At 73.4% G+C, this 13,718-nt stretch carries 11 protein-coding genes and 1 pseudogene; 4 read left to right on the top strand and 8 right to left on the bottom strand.

Annotated elements, in window-relative coordinates:
* Positions 1 to 42 precede the first annotated feature (42 nt).
* The 6 genes from AC5R91_RS18020 to rpsR form a co-directional block, all read right to left on the bottom strand.
* Positions 43 to 1,329 carry a cytochrome P450 gene (locus AC5R91_RS18020; protein ID WP_495392517.1) on the bottom strand — a complete coding sequence of 429 codons (1,287 nt, stop codon included), beginning with the start codon at positions 1,327 to 1,329 and terminating at the stop codon, positions 43 to 45.
* Positions 1,326 to 1,952: a GTP-binding protein gene (locus AC5R91_RS18015; protein ID WP_495392516.1), complete on the bottom strand. Its 627-nt coding sequence runs from the start codon at positions 1,950 to 1,952 to the stop codon at positions 1,326 to 1,328. Before AC5R91_RS18015 ends, AC5R91_RS18020 begins: the two co-directional genes overlap by 4 nt.
* Entirely contained in the window at positions 1,933 to 2,292 is a 360-nt protein-coding gene (locus AC5R91_RS18010; RefSeq protein ID WP_495392515.1) for a DUF742 domain-containing protein, read from the bottom strand. Before AC5R91_RS18010 ends, AC5R91_RS18015 begins: the two co-directional genes overlap by 20 nt.
* Positions 2,289 to 2,708, bottom strand: a complete 420-nt coding sequence (locus AC5R91_RS18005) for a roadblock/LC7 domain-containing protein (protein ID WP_044885945.1) — start codon at positions 2,706 to 2,708, stop codon at positions 2,289 to 2,291. The genes AC5R91_RS18010 and AC5R91_RS18005 overlap by 4 nt, the downstream gene beginning before the upstream one ends.
* Positions 2,709 to 2,736: 28 nt before the next feature.
* Complete coding sequence (locus AC5R91_RS18000) at positions 2,737 to 4,941, bottom strand: ATP-binding protein (protein WP_495392513.1); 2,205 nt, start codon at positions 4,939 to 4,941, stop codon at positions 2,737 to 2,739.
* 735 nt (positions 4,942 to 5,676) lie between these two features.
* Entirely contained in the window at positions 5,677 to 5,931 is a 255-nt protein-coding gene (rpsR, locus tag AC5R91_RS17995; protein ID WP_495392512.1) for a 30S ribosomal protein S18, read from the bottom strand.
* Between the two features lie 92 nt (positions 5,932 to 6,023).
* Here rpsR and AC5R91_RS17990 point away from each other — a divergent pair.
* A pseudogene (locus AC5R91_RS17990) lies at positions 6,024 to 6,203 on the top strand (hypothetical protein); the annotation flags it as partial.
* Between the two features lie 270 nt (positions 6,204 to 6,473).
* Here AC5R91_RS17990 and AC5R91_RS17985 read toward each other — a convergent pair.
* Positions 6,474 to 9,176, bottom strand: a complete 2,703-nt coding sequence (locus AC5R91_RS17985; protein ID WP_495392511.1) for a Tex family protein — start codon at positions 9,174 to 9,176, stop codon at positions 6,474 to 6,476.
* A 433-nt stretch (positions 9,177 to 9,609) separates the two neighbouring features.
* Between AC5R91_RS17985 and AC5R91_RS17980 the strand changes: the two genes are divergently transcribed.
* Positions 9,610 to 10,833: an MEDS domain-containing protein gene (locus AC5R91_RS17980; protein WP_495392510.1), complete on the top strand. Its 1,224-nt coding sequence runs from the start codon at positions 9,610 to 9,612 to the stop codon at positions 10,831 to 10,833.
* Between the two features lie 46 nt (positions 10,834 to 10,879).
* Complete coding sequence (locus AC5R91_RS17975) at positions 10,880 to 11,668, top strand: hypothetical protein (protein WP_495392509.1); 789 nt, start codon at positions 10,880 to 10,882, stop codon at positions 11,666 to 11,668.
* A gap of 38 nt (positions 11,669 to 11,706) precedes the next feature.
* Here the strand turns inward: AC5R91_RS17975 and AC5R91_RS17970 are convergent, their stop codons facing one another.
* Positions 11,707 to 12,150, bottom strand: a complete 444-nt coding sequence (locus AC5R91_RS17970) for an SRPBCC family protein (protein WP_495392508.1) — start codon at positions 12,148 to 12,150, stop codon at positions 11,707 to 11,709.
* Positions 12,151 to 12,465: 315 nt separating this feature from the next.
* On the opposite strand from AC5R91_RS17970, the gene AC5R91_RS17965 reads away from it, so the two are divergent.
* Positions 12,466 to 13,656: a DUF4407 domain-containing protein gene (locus AC5R91_RS17965; protein ID WP_495392507.1), complete on the top strand. Its 1,191-nt coding sequence runs from the start codon at positions 12,466 to 12,468 to the stop codon at positions 13,654 to 13,656.
* Positions 13,657 to 13,718 lie beyond the last annotated feature (62 nt).

Genomic DNA, 13,718 nt, shown 5'->3' with positions numbered 1-13,718 from the left:
CGGCAGGTCGGCGGCAGGTCGGCAGGTCGGCAGCTCGGCGGGTCAGGACGGCGAGAAGTGCACCGGAAGGGCGGACAGGCCGCGCATCCACGGTGACGGACGCCAGACCAGCGCGTCGGGGGAGACGGCGAGGACGGCGTCGGGCAGCCGGTCGAGCAGCACCTCGACGGCGCCCCGCACGATCGTCTCGGCGATCTCCTGCGCGGGATACGGGCAGCGGTGCTCGCCGTGACCGAACGACATGTGGGCGTGGTTGCCGCCGGGGCCCTCGAAGGAGTCCGGCCGCACCTGCGGGTCGCCGTTCGCCGCCGCGCAGCTCAGCACGAGCATGTCACCGGCCTGGATGTGCTGGCCGGCGAGCTGGGTGCTGCGGACCGCCCAGCGGCCGGACATGTTCTGCAGCGGCGTGTCCTCCCACAGCACCTCGTTGAGCGCCTGCCCGACGCTGCGCCGACCCCCGGAAAGGGTGACGGCGAACCGGCTGTCGGTGAGCATCAGCCGCAGCGTGTTGCCGATCCAGTCGGTGATCGGCTGCTGGCCGATCCCGACGATCAGCAGCAGGTCCCAGGACGCCTCCTCGTCGGTCAGCTTCCCGGGATGGCCGAGCATCGCGGACGGGAGGTCCGGCCGCGGGCGTGCCCGCCGGTCGGCCAGCAGCGCGTTGATGATGGCGACGAACCGGGAGTGGCCGGCGACCGCCTCCGGGCCGGAACCGTCCGTGGCCGCGTTCATCGACGCGAGCAGCTCCGGCAGGCCGGCCTCGGGGATGCCGATCATGCGGCCGATCAGCAGCATCGGCATCGACTGGGCGTACTCGGTGATGAGGTCCGCCTCGCCGCGCCCGGCGAAACCGTCGATCAGCTCGTCGCAGGTCCGCTCGCACAGCGCCCGCAGCTCGAACAGGTCCACGTCGCCGAGCACATCGTTCATGATCGCGGAGCGACGCTCGAACTCGGCGCCCTCCAGGTGCATCGTGTACGGCTGGTAGCCGACGACGGGGAGCAGCGGCCAGTCCGGCGGGACGCGGTCCCAGGCGTTCCAGCGACGCGGGTCGCGCCCGTACAGCTCCGGGTTGCTCGTCACGTAGTGCAACTCCCGGTAGCCGAGGACCAGCCAGGCGGGGATGTCGCCGTCGAGCAGGATCGGCGCGACGGGGCCGTGGACGCGGCGCATCTCCCGGTACATCTGCGCCGGGTTGTGCTGGAAGCGCGGGCCGTACAACCGGACCGCCCCGGGGTGGTCCGGGAAGCCCGGGGCCGGCGCCGCGAGCTCGGTGGCGGCCGGCGCCGCAGCCCAGTTGTCGACGCGGTCGTGGTGCGGATTTGTCACGGCGAGGTCTCCTGGGCGGTGGACAGGGCGTAGAGGTGGTTGACCAGTGCGATCAGCACCGACTTGCTCGACGCGCGGTGCCGGGCGTCGCAGTCGATGAGCGGGACGTCGTCGGACAGCGACAACGCCTCGCGTAGCTGCGGCAGCGTGTGCGCCGGCTCGCCGAAGTTGTTCCGCGCGACGATGAACGGCATCCCGTGATGTTCCAGCCGGTCGATCGCGTACCAGGAGTCCGCCACCCGGCGGGTGTCGACCAGGACGACCGCGCCGAGCGTCCCCGCGAACAGCCGGTCCCACAGGAACCAGAACCGCTCCTGCCCGGGGGCACCGAACAGGTAGAGCACCATCCGCTCGTTGAGGCTGATTCGGCCGAAGTCGAAGGCCACGGTGGTCGTGGTCTTCTCCCGCACGCCGCCCGTGTCGTCGATGCCGATGCCGGCGCCGGTCATCGTCTCTTCGGTGCTCAGCGGGCGGATCTCGCTGACCGCGCGGACCATCGTGGTCTTGCCGACGCCGAAACCCCCGACGATCACGATCTTCAGCGCGTCGTCGACCGTGCTCGCCAGCGGGGCGCGGGAGCGGGGTAACGCCCGGACGGCGGGCTCAGAGCTTCTTGAGTCCAACGAGCACCTGCTTCAGGATTTCGGGATGGGGCAACGGCGTCCTGACGACGGAGGCCGAGGGATGGCGCGCCGCGATCCGACCGGTGTCCAGCAGGTCGCAGAGCAGGATCTTCACCACGCTCACCGGCAGTTTCAGCTCGGCGGCGAGTTCCACGACGGCGACCGGCGTCCGGCACATCCGCAGGATCGCGGCGTGCTCGGACTGCATGCCCGGCGCCGCGTCGCTCTCGCTGACGATCAGCGTGACGAGGTCGAAGGCGTTCTCGTCGGCGCGGCTGCGCCCGCCGGTGACGGTGTAGAGCCGGTCGGGGTTCTCCCCGTCGATGGCCTCGCGGATCACGAGGCCGCGAACCCGGGGGCGGCCTCGCGGGGCGGGGCGCTGAGGTAGTCGCCGATCTGCTCGACCAGCTCGTTCATGTTGTGCCCGATGACGCCGGCGTCGGCATCGTCGGTCGCCACGACGGCGAGGTGAGCGCCCTGGCCGGCCTCGATGATGAACAGCAGCCCGCCGTGGAACTCGGTCATGGACTGTCGCACGCCCCCGCTGCCATCCCCGAACTCCACCGACGCGCCGTGCGAGAGGCTCTGGATACCGGAGGCGATGGCGGCGAGCTGGTCCGCCTGATCCACGCTGAGCCCGGAACTGCGGCAGAGCTTGAGCCCGTCCTTGGACAGCACCAGGGCGTGTCGGGTTCCCGGAGTCCGCTCCAACAGGTTCTCCAGCAGCCAGTCGAGGTCACGGGTTCTCGTGTTCATGCTTGTCTCCGGCCGTGCGTAGGAGCGATCAGGAGTTGCCGTTCCGCCTGGTGGGGCGGCCGCCGGGGGTGGGCCCGTCGGCGTCGGACCCGCCCCGCGTCTGGAACCACGTGCCCGTGTCCGGACTGCTGGCGGTGCCCCCGGCATCGGGGTGCGGTTCCGCCGGATCCGGCAGCACGGTCCGTCCCGGCAGCGCGGCCGGTCCGGTCAGGACGGTTGGTCCCGGCAGCGCGGTCGGTCCGGTCAGGGATGGCGGCAGCGGGGGAAGTGCGGGCGGTTCGGCCGGTGACGGCGGCGGGGGCAGCGCGGTCGGCCCCGTGCGTGATGGAGGCAGCGGCGGCAACGGCGGGCGACCGGCGTCGGGCCGGTCGGTCGCGGCGGAGGTGTTCGAGGTGTCCGCGTCGGTCCGCCCGCCGCGGGTCGCGCGGCGGAAGGCGCCGAAGCGGGCACCGGCGTCGGCGGGCGGGGAGGCGCGCGTCGGCGCGGGCGGGACCGGCAGCCGGCCCACCGCGTTCGCCATGGTCTCCCCGCGACGCCGTTTCGGCAGCGCCTCGCGGGGTGCCGGCGGCGCGGGCGTGGCCGGCGCGCCGGGAACCTCGGCGCGCGCAACCGGACCCGTCGGGCTGTCCAGGACGGGGGTGCCGGGCGCGGCGGGTCGCCCTGCCGCGGCACCGCCCGCGAAGCCGGCGCCCGCCAGCCCGGTGCCGTCGAAGCTGGTGCCGTCGAACGTGATGCCGTCGAACCCGGGCTGGACCGAGACGGGGCGCTCGAGCATGCCGATCGCGCCCCGAGGCGCCGCGCCGGCGGCGTCCGCGCGCGCCGCCGCGCCCGAGGTGTCCGCGGCCGCCCCGGCGATCTCGCCCACCGGCAGCCCGGCCGCGGCGGGGGTCGGCCGCGGCTGGGTGATGAGCCGGCGGGGGATCATCACCACCACGCCGGTGCCGCCGCGCGAGGACGGCCGGAACGACACCGTCAGACCGTGCTTGCGGGCAAGCACGCCGACGACGGCCAGGCCCAGGCGGGTGCCGGACAGCGTGGTCAGATCCAGCGGCTCCGCCGAGACCGCGGCCTCGGCGCGGCGCAGCGCGGCGGGTCCCATGACCAGGCCGCCGTCCTCGATCGTCACGACGATGCCGGCCTGGACCTCCTCCACGTAGACGTGCACCTCCTCCGACGGAGGCGAGAAACTGGTCGCGTTGTCCATCAGCTCGGCGAGGGCGTGCATGACGCCCTCCGCGGCGTAGCCGGCGACCGCGGCCGTGCTCGTCGAGTGCAGGCGGACCCGCTGGTAGGCGCTGATCCGGCCGACCGCGCCGCGCAGGATGCTCTCCATCACGATCGGCTTGGTCCACCGCCGCCCGGTACGGGCGCCGGTCAGCACCGCGATGCTGTCCGCCAGCCGGCCCGCCTGCGCGGTCGCGTGGTCCAGGCGGAGCAGGTCGCCGAAGACCTCCTCGTCGTGGCGCTCCTCCATCTCGCGCAGGTCCGCGAGCATGCTCGTCGCCAGCGCCTGCACCCGGCCGGCCGCGTTGGCGCAGGCGGACATCGCGGCGGCGCGCATCCGCTCGCCGCGGCCGATCTCCGTCGCCAGCGTTCGCAGGATGCGCCGATGTGTCTCGCGCGCCTCGCGGTCCTCGTCGCCGACCCCCCAGCTCGGGGCGGCGTCCCCGGGACCGACGGTGCCCGCCTCCTGGACGATGACCGTCCGGCTGGCGGGGACCGTGCGGCCGGCTGGGTCCGTCCATCCGGCTGGAGCCGGCTGGCCGGCTGGGTCCGGCTGGCCGGCCGGGTCGCTTCCGCGGGCGAGGCCCGGGCCGGTGGTGCCTGCGGCGCCGATCTCGGCGATCTCGGCCAGCGCGGCCTCGGGCGAGGCGCCGTCACGCAGCCGCTTCACCACCGCGGGCAGGATCTGGTCGGCGAGCTGTGCGGCGCGGGTGTTCTGCGTCTGGACCTGCAACTGCGCGCCGGCGAGCCGGTTCTCCAGGTCGGTGACCTGGCTGCGTAACCGGCGGACGTCCCGACCGCGGCCGAGCGCGAGCGCGACGGTGAGCAGCACGACGGCGGTGGCCACCACCGCGGACACGATCACCGGCGGTCGGTCCGGGCCGGCGGTCGCGGCGTTCGCCCACGCGCCCGCGCCGACGACGGCCAGCACGGCGATCAGCAGGGCGACAGGTGTCTGATCGGTCAGGGTGCGGGGACCACGGCGGGTGGGCGAGGCATGTGTCGGCATGAGGCAGTCCTCGTCAGCGGCTGGTGGCGAGCACGCGGGGACGGTCCGGGCGGCCGCCGAGGGCGTGCCGTGGGCCGTGGGCGCGTTCGGGGTTGGACGTGCGTCGGCCCAGATATGTGACTGCCACGGTTTCGACCCCCCGGTCTCGCCTGTGTCGCCGGTCCCGCCTGTGGACTTCGCTGGTCCCGCCTGCGAACCTCGCCGATCCGGCCGGTGGACGAGGTGCCCAGGCCGTCGGCGGCGGCCGGCCCGGGTTGGCGGCGATGTCGGACAGCCTAGGCACGCATTCCCTGCTCGCCGACGGTCAGCAACCAGCATTGAGCGGGACGATCGACCCCTAGTGGCAGGGATGGGGCACTGTTGTCCCCGAATGGTCCCCGGAGCTGCCCGGAACCATCCGGGGACAAGGGAGCGGTTCCGCCAGAGGCGGCGGTCCCACATATGCGCGAACGGCCTAGACCCCCGGCCGCCTTCCCGGAATGCCCTGTTTGCCCGGAGCATTGGTGATGATTTGGTGGTATCTGGCCGATATGGCGGCGCCACGTCGCCGTCTCGCGGATTCCCCGCATAGCGGTGACGTGGTGGTGTGGATGCCGGCGTGGACCGGGCCATGGGCGGACCGTTGGCACTTTCGGGCCATCGGGAGAACCTGGAAGGCTCGCTGCCGGCGACGGGCACAGTGCAGTGCGGCGCAGCGCGGCGCAGTGCGGTGCGGTGCGGTGCGGTGCGGTGCGCTCAGCGACCCCGGGCCGCGGCGGGGCCGGGGTAGGGCAACAGCGCCATCTCCCGGGCGTTCTTGATCGCTCGGGTCACCTCCCGATGCTGGCGGGGAGTCAGCCCAGTGATCCGTCGCGCCCGGATCTTGCCCCGGTCCGAGATGAACTGGCGCAGCAGGGCGATGTCCTTGTAATCGACGTAGGTGATCCCGCGTTCGCGGAGAATGTTCGACTTCTTACGCTGTCCCGGCTTCGGGGCGCGACGCGTGGGCATGGGATGACCTCCTGTCGACCGTCGGCGTCATCTCGGTTATCTCACGCAGCGCGCAGTGATGGTCGGGCGACGACGATCCGCGCTCGGTCGTCATGTCGGTGCCGCCCACGCCGGTTTGGCGGCAAACCGCCGATCCTGCACATCGTTCGGATCGGTCAGGTCACCGGCCTCGTCGGCGGCGACACGAGCCTCATCGGGACCGACTACCGGGTATCGACTACCGGGTGCAGAACGGCCGGCTCTACGGTGTCGGCAACCTCGGCGGCCTCTATGTGATCAACACGTCCAACGCGGTCGCAAGCCCCGTGTCGCACCTCACGGTGGCGCTCAACCGACCCGCTGACCGGGCGGTTCCGCGTCCACGGCTCGTTCCCGAGCAACGCCCAGGTCTCCGACATCGCGATCCCGCCGAACCAGTAGAGGGCCTGGCCAGTCGGGACTGTCACCAGGCCCGCGGGCGGGTCGGGACGGTGCCCACACCGTCTCGACCCGCCCGCGGGGTCCGGCCGACCGCCGCGCCCGCGGGCGCGCCCCAGGCCGGGTCAGCTCCGCTTGCGGTCGGAGCCGTCGAGGGTGATCCGGTCGCCGGTGACGATCCCGGCCCGCCGCAGCGCGTCGGCGATGGCGCCGTCCGGCGCACCGCCGCGTCCGCCCCGGCCACCACCCGCACCGCCGCCCCGGCCACCACTGGCACCGGCGCCGCCCCGGCCACCACCCGGGCCGCCGGCAGCCACGCCGCCGGAACCTCCCGTCCCGCCGCGGCCACCCCCGCGCGCGCCGGGACCCCGACCGGCCGATCCGTCGCGGCCGCCGCCCCGGCCCCGGCCACCGGCGCCGTCGCGGCGCTCACCGCCGGCCTCGCCGCGCCGCGTGCCCTCCCGACCCGTGCCGGCGCCGCCGCCAGGAGCCCGCCGCTCGCCGCCACTGCCGCCACTGCCGCCACTGCTACCACTGCTAGTGCCGCTAGTGCCGCTACTGCCACTACCGTCGCCGCCGCGGCGTCCCGAACCGCGCCCGGCGCCGCCCGTCGGCGCCCCGATCTCGTCGTCCAGGCGCAGCGTCAGTGAGATCCGCTTGCGCGGGATGTCGACGTCGAGAACCTTCACCGTGACGATGTCGCCGGGCTTGGCGACCTCCCGCGGGTCGCTGACGAAGTTCTTCGACATCGCCGAGACGTGCACCAGGCCGTCCTGGTGCACCCCGACGTCGACGAAGGCGCCGAAGGCGGCCACGTTGGTGACGGTGCCCTCCAGCGTCATCCCGGGCATCAGGTCCGCGAGGGTCTCGATCCCCTCCGTGAACGCCGCCGTGCGGAACGCCGGCCGCGGGTCGCGTCCCGGCTTCTCCAGCTCGGCGAGGATGTCGGTGACCGTCGGCAGCCCGACGGCGTCGTCGACGAACTCGGTCGGCTTCAGCGACCGCAGCACGGCGCCGTTGCCGATGAGCGTGCTCAGCTCGCCGCCGGTGGCCGCGAGGATCCGCCGGACCACCGGGTAGGACTCGGGGTGCACGCTGGAGCCGTCCAACGGGTCGTCCCCGCCGCGGATGCGCAGGAAGCCGGCGCACTGCTCGAACGCCTTCGGGCCGAGCCGGGGCACCTCCCGCAGCGCCTCCCGGGTGCGGAATGGGCCGTTGGCGTCGCGGTGGCGGACCAGGTTCTCGGCGAGGCCCGCCCCGATTCCCGACACCCGGGTCAGCAGCGGCGCCGACGCGGTGTTGACGTCCACCCCGACGGCGTTCACGCAGTCCTCCACCACGGCGTCGAGGGACGACGACAACCGCGTCTCGGACAGGTCGTGCTGGTACTGGCCCACCCCGATCGACTTCGGATCGATCTTGACGAGCTCGGCGAGCGGGTCCTGCAGGCGGCGGGCGATCGAGACCGCGCCCCGCAACGAGACGTCCATCCCGGGCAGCTCGGCCGCCGCGAAGGCGGACGCTGAGTACACCGACGCCCCCGCCTCGGAGACGGTCACCTTTGTCAGGGACAGCTCGGGATGCCGGCGGATGAGGTCGTCGGCCAGCTTGTCGGTCTCCCGGGACGCCGTCCCGTTCCCGATCGAGATCAGGTCGACGTGGTGCTCGGCGGCGAGGCGGGCCAGGGTGGCGATCGACTCGTCCCACCGCCGGGCCGGGACGTGCGGATGGATGGTGTCCGTGGCAACCACCTTGCCGGTCGCGTCGACCACGGCGACCTTCACGCCCGTGCGGTAACCCGGGTCCAGGCCCATCGTCGCCCGGCTGCCGGCCGGCGCCGCGAGCAGCAGGTCGCGCAGGTTGGCCGCGAACACGCGCACGGCGGTGTCCTCCGCCGCCGTCCACAGCCGCATCCGCAGGTCCACGCCGAGGTGCACGATGATGCGGGTGCGCCAGGCCCAGCGGACGGTGTCGACGAGCCAGCGGTCCGCCGGCCGGCCCGCGTCGGAGATCCCGAAAGTCTCGGCGATCCGCTGCTCGTAGCTCGTCGGCCCGGGCGCGGGCAGGGCGCCCGGCTCGGCCGGGGTGTCCGGCTCCAGGGTGAGGTCGAGGATCTCCTCCTTCTCGCCCCGGAACGCGGCCAGGATGCGGTGCGAGGGCAGTGAGGTGAACGGCTCGGAGAAGTCGAAGTAGTCGGCGAACTTCGCGCCGGCCTCCTCCTTGCCCTCCCGCACCCGGGAGACGAGCACGCCACGCGACCACATCTGCTCCCGCAGCGCGCCGATGAGATCGGCGTCCTCGGCGAACCGCTCGACCAGGATCGCCCGTGCGCCCTCCAGCGCGGCCCCGGCGTCCGCCACCCCCTTCTCCGGGTCGACGTAGCCACTCGCCGTGCCGTGCGGGTCTCCGGTGGGGTCGGCCAGGAGTGCCAGCGCCAGCGGCTCCAGGCCGGCCTCCCGGGCGATCTGCGCCTTCGTCCGCCGCTTCGGCTTGTACGGCAGGTAGATGTCCTCCAGCCGGGCCTTGGAGTCCGCCGCCAGGATCTGCGCCTCCAGGGCGTCGTCGAGCTTGCCCTGGGCGCGGATGGAGTCCAGCACCGCGGTGCGCCGCTCCTCCAGCTCGCGCAGGTAGCGCAGCCGCTCCTCCAGGGTGCGCAGCTGGGTGTCGTCGAGGGTGCCCGTCGCCTCCTTGCGGTAGCGGGCGATGAAGGGCACGGTGGCGCCCCCGTCGAGCAGGTCGACCGCCGCCGTCACCTGCCCCTGGCGCACGCCGAGCTCGTCGGCGATCCGCTGATGGATGGACCGCTGTGGGACAGATGTCGTCGTCACAATGCCTGATCCGCCTTCTCGTCCTCGTCGCTGCTGTGCGCGTCAGCGCGGTGCCGGGCCGTCCGGTCGATCCGCGCTGACTGCGAGACTACGGGCGATCACCCGCCGCTTTCCGCCCGGGCGGCCATCCGGGCTGATGCGCCGGCCGCCGCCTGAGGGCCGCGGTGCGGCGATCGGCCGGGCCGCCGTCCGCCGAGGTCATCCTCCGTGGTGGTGGCTGGTCCGGCGTGATCCGGTGTGATCCGTCCCGTTCGATTCCGTTGCTGGGCATATCCCATTGGTTCGACATGACCTATGATGTGCGCGTGCGCATGGGGGGTGGGGCCGCGGATGCGGGACGCTGTTATTCTCCGCATTCCGGAGGCGGTCCGGCCGGATGCGGCACGTCCATGCTGGCGCGGTCCGCTGCCGGATTGCGACCCAGGGCGGCGGAGTGACTCGGGAGAGTACTCTGGGTCCCGTCCGTGGCCCGGCCCTGAGCCCGGCCGGCGTCGGCGGCGTTCGGCACGAGGCTTTCCTGTACCGGGGTGACGTCGGTTTCCTGAGCGCGACCAGGGATTTCATCCTTGCCGGCCTCGCGGCCGACGAGGATGTTCTCGTCGCGGTGACTCCCTCTCGGATGGCGCTTCTTCGGGCGGCGCTCGGCCGGGCCGCGAGACGAGTCACGTTTCTCGATCTGACGGCGGTCGGCCGGAATCCGGCGCGCATCATCCCCGCCTGGCAGGAATTCCTCGACCTCGGGATCGAACGGGGCCGGACGGTCCGCGGCATCGGTGAGCCGCTGTGGTCCGGGCGCCCCGTTCCCGAGCAGCGGGAATGCATGCTCCACGAGGCCCTGCTCAACGAGGCCTTCGCCGCCCCGCCGGCCTGGCGGCTGCGCTGCCCCTACGAGGTGACCGCGCTCGATTCGGTGACCGCCGACGAAGTGTGGCAGACCCATCCGGTGGTGGTGGACGGCGGCCTCGGCCGCATCAGCGCGCGCTACCGGCCGCCGGCCGGACCGGCCGCGTCAGTGACGGCTGCCGCCGTCGCCGCCGTGGTGGCCGAGGCCGGGGCCGCCTCGGCCACGGCCGCCGCCGTGGTGGCCGAGGCCGGTGTCACGTCAGCCAGCGCCGCCGCTGTCGCCGCCGCCGCCGCTGTCGCCGCCGCGGCGGTGGCCGACGCTACCGTGGCCGTCGCGACAGGCGTTGCCGCCGGCCCGGGCGGGGGGGCCGAACCGCCCGGGCGGCCAGGCACGGCTACCCGATCGGATCCGTTTGCCGAGCCGCTACCGGACCTCGGTTCGCCGCAGGCCGAGGTTGCGTTCGGCGCGGCTGACCTCGGCCTGGTCCGCGAGGCGGCCACCCGCGCGGCCCTCGCCGACGGGCTGGGGGAGGACCGAGCCGGCGATCTCGAACTCGCCGTGCACGAGGTCGCGACGAACAGCATCCGCCACGGCGGCGGGCGGGGCGTCGCGCGCTTCTGGATTTTCGCTGGCTGCCTGATCTGCGAGGTCACCGACTCCGGTCAGCTCGCCGACCGGCTCGCCGGGCGACGGCGCCCGGACCTCGACCTCAGCGGCGGGCGCGGACTCTGGCTTGTCAACCAGCTCTGCGATCTCGTGCAGCTCCGTTCGGGGAGCGCCGGCACGACCGTGCGGATGTTCATGTACGTCTGACCGGTCGCGGCGCCCGTGCGCACGCCCGGCGGGGGAGGAGACTGCGGTGACGTCAGCGGAGCGGACCCGGGTCGGGCGCGGAGCCTGGCCCACGGACGGGCGGGGCGGCACCGTCGCTCCGGCGGGTGGCGGATCCGCCGCCGGCCCGGGCCGGTGTTACGGCGTCGGCGCGGGCGAGGCCCCGCCCGCCGGCAGCACCGACGCGGACATCCTCGCCGTCCGGGCCGGCGTCACCGCGCTCAGCCGGGCGCTGAACTGGCACGGCGGGCCGGGCACCCCGGTGCCGACCGACGGCCACTTCACCGCCGCCACCAGAGCGGCCGTCATCGCCTTCCAGGAAAAACTGCAGCCCGTGATCAACCGTGACATGTACCTGCCGGCGGTCGAGCGAAGCCCGGCTGGATTCGTCAACAAGGAGACGTCCTACGCGTTGTTCATGCCGATTGCGGACCGTTACGCGTTGAAGTACACGGTCCCCCGCGGACTCCTGCGTGGAATCACCACCATCGAGAGCAACTGGGATCCCGGCGCGGTCGGTTACTGGACCAACTCGGATTTCGGGCTCTGCCAGTGGAACACCACGCTTCCGGAGATCACCACCGCCCGGGCACTCGATCCCTTCTGGGCGCTCGACTCCACTGCGCGGGCGATGCGAGAACGCTTTGATTCCGACCGCTGGGGCCACAACTGGCTGTATGTCATTGCGGCGCACAATGTCCCGACCTGGGCCGCGCAGTGGGCCCAGGGCGAACTGTCCGCCACCGATCCGGCCGACAAGCCAAAACTCGACCGGATGAACGGCTACGTCAGCAACGTCCTCGCTCGCGTCTGGTGACGGCGGCGGCCGGTCCGGTGCCGAGGGGACGCGGCGGGTCAGTCCGGAAGAGCCGTGACCTTGTCCATGACCGCGGTGTTCAGCCGGCGGATGCCGATCGGGGCGAAGGTGCGTTCGAAGAAGCCGCCGACGCCGCCAGCGCCGTCCCACGTGGTGGTCGCCGTGACCGTGCTCTGCCGCTCGCCGGCGCCGGGCGCCACCTGCCACCGGGTCTGCAGCGAGGAGTTCTGGTCCGCCTCGACGAGGGTGGTCGGATCCGGGGCGGACACCGTCGCGTCGACCTGGCGGACCCGCTTGCGAGTGGCCTGCAGCCGGTAGGCGATCCGGCTGCCCGCGCCGGTGCCGCCCGCCAGCACCCGGTACTCCGAGACGTTCTCCGGCCAGGACCGGGCGCGGGCGCCCTGGTAGTCGGCGAGCTTCGCGACGACCTGCTCAGGCGTGCCGGGCACGGCCCGTTGGACCACGACCTTGATCTGTCCCACCGCTGTTCCTCCCTCGCTGCCGGGCGTCCGCACCGGTCAGATTCGCACGCCGGCCGCGGACGTCGCACCAGGGCCGCCCAGGCACCGGTCGGGGATGGCCGGATCGATTACTCAGAGTTACATTGCGGGAGACGCTGGCGACGGCCCCGAGACCGGCCGCGGCCACGGGGGCGCCGATGAGGGGGTAGGCCGATTTCTCGCGTATGGCCAGGTTATCCGCGTGCCTTCGGGGACTTCCTCGTCTTCTGCGCGGGTGCGGACAGTCGCGCGGTAGGTCCGCAGGACCGGCCCCGTTTCGTCACCGCCGGTGCACTCATGCTGCTGACCGCCGGGTTCGCCGCGTACGCGGGGGCCACGGTCGCCGGGATGGGCCTGCACCGCTCGACCCTCGGCGCGCTCCCGTTCGGCCTGTTCTACGCCACGGTGATCTTCTTCCTCGACCGATCGGTGCTGCTGTCCACCCGCCCGTACCGCCACGGCCCGGACGGGTCCGTCCGGGTGGGCCGGGCCGGGCCGGCCACCGCCATGCGGATCTTCATCGCCGTCTGCGCCGCGTTGCTCGTCGGGGAGACGCTGCTTCTGAGGATCTTCGCGCCGTCGATCGCGCCGCGGGTCACCCAGATCCGGCAGGAGGATCTCGGCCGGGTGCTGCGCGGCTGGGATGCCAACCAGCTCGGCGAGCAGCGGGTCCTGCGCGACGACCTCGCCGCCCGCCAGCGTGCGTTGGACGGCGCCCACGCCCTCGTCACCGGCAAGACCGCCGAGGTGAACTGCCAGCTCACCGGGGGTGACGGCTGTCTGAGCGGCGAGGGGCCGGTATACCGGATCAAGCTCGGCGAGCTCGGCGCCGCGACCGCGGCGGTGACCACCGCGACCGGCCAGCGCGATGCCGCCCAGGCCCGTCTGGACGCCTTCGACCAGTCCCGCGACACTCGTCGCGCGCACTTCCGCGATCAGCAGACCGCCACCGTCGACGCCGCCGACGACCTGCTGATCCGGGAGAAGGCGTTCTGGCGGCTGACGGTCGCCGACCGCTCCGTGCTGCTCTGGCGGACGGTGCTGACCCTGCTGCTGCTCGGCATCGACCTCGGTCCGCTGATGTTCAAACGGATGCTGGAGCAGACGGAGCTGCGACGCCGGGAGCGGCTCGTCCAGTGGCAGGGGGAGGCCACGGACGAGGTCGACGCCCTGCAGATCGGCCAGACCGCGCGTCACCGCGGCGAGCTCGCCGCGGCCCTCGCCGAGGGCGCCGCCGATCGTTACGGCCAGTACGTGCGGCGCCGGGACGAGATCGGCATCTCGCTGCGGGTCGCCGCCGATCTCGCCGACGCGGACGTCGGCCGCGAGCAGATCCGCATCGACCGGGACAGCCGGATCCGCGACCTGCGCGTGCGGTACCGCGTGCCGGACCCGGCGCCGGTGCCGGACCCCGCCGACCCCGCCGACCGCACCGACACCGACCGCGCCGACCGCGCCAACCGTGCCAATCGCGCGGCGCCGTCCTGAACCGCCGCGCCGTCCTGACCGCCCGGGGCATGGCAACGCCCGGGCACGTGGGGTCAGTCCCG

Source organism: Frankia sp. BMG5.60, assembly GCF_059428125.1.
This window is presented reverse-complemented; position numbering and strand designations above follow the sequence as displayed.

Excerpts from the sequence above, each read along its gene's own strand:
- AC5R91_RS18000 (WP_495392513.1), bottom strand. The coding sequence starts at position 4,941 with ATGCCGACACATGCCTCGCCCACCCGCCGTGGTCCCCGCACCCTGACC.
- AC5R91_RS18005 (WP_044885945.1), bottom strand. The coding sequence starts at position 2,708 with ATGAACACGAGAACCCGTGACCTCGACTGGCTGCTGGAGAACCTGTTG.
- rpsR (WP_495392512.1), bottom strand. The coding sequence starts at position 5,931 with ATGCCCACGCGTCGCGCCCCGAAGCCGGGACAGCGTAAGAAGTCGAAC.
- AC5R91_RS17965 (WP_495392507.1), top strand. The coding sequence starts at position 12,466 with ATGCTGCTGACCGCCGGGTTCGCCGCGTACGCGGGGGCCACGGTCGCC.